A 711-nucleotide genomic window follows, 5' to 3' on the forward strand; every position below is an offset into this window, starting at 1 on the left:
GACTGCCCGCAGGCTGAGCGGCACGAGCGCTCGCAGCTAGGCCCTTACAGCGCCTGGGGATACGTGAAGAAGCGGTTCGGGTCGTATTCGTTCTTCAGTTTCTTCAGGCGGGGGGCCGCGTCGCCGTAGTACGCCTGGCGCCAGTTGGTGAGGGTCGGGTCCGTGTAGTTCTGGTAGGCCGCGCCTGAGGCGTGCGGGCGCATGGACTTGTGGGCGGAGGCCAGCCAGTCGCGGGCCGTGGTGCCCGTCGTGCCGGGACGCCAGGCGGCGATGTACTGGGCCAGCATGCGCGAGCGGCGGTGGACGAAGGCCGTGGACGTCGGGGAGACCCGGTTCACCGCTCCGCCGAGGGCCGTGAGGGCGATGCTGCCCGTGCCGCCGCGTACCGACCTGATCTGGGACAGCAGTGTGCGGATACCGGCCGCCGAGAGGGAACGGTCGAAGAAGTCGGACGCCGCCGCGTACGTCTCGCGGCCCAGCGCGCCCTTCGGGGACCGGCCCGGGGTCGAGCCGGGCAGATGGCACTGGGCGTCCGTCGGGAACGAGGAGCAGCCGGCGTACACCTCCATCGACTCCTCGTACGAGCGGCGCTTCAGGGAGACGCTGCTCGCCGGGGCGCCGACGCGGTCGGCGAGGCGGTCGACCGCGTTCTTCAGCTCGCCGTAGGTGCCGAGGGAGAAGGCCGCGACCGAGACGGTCGGGTTGCCGCCG

At 71.6% G+C, this 711-nt stretch carries 1 protein-coding gene; it reads right to left on the bottom strand.

What is annotated here, in order from left to right:
• Positions 1-44 precede the first annotated feature (44 nt).
• A partial coding sequence (locus tag CCL05_RS42830; RefSeq protein WP_208641756.1) for a BBE domain-containing protein occupies positions 45-711 on the bottom strand: 667 nt, incomplete at its 5' end.

This window comes from Streptomyces africanus, assembly GCF_002150735.1.
In the GTDB taxonomy this organism is placed as follows: Bacteria; Actinomycetota; Actinomycetes; order Streptomycetales; family Streptomycetaceae; genus Streptomyces; species Streptomyces africanus.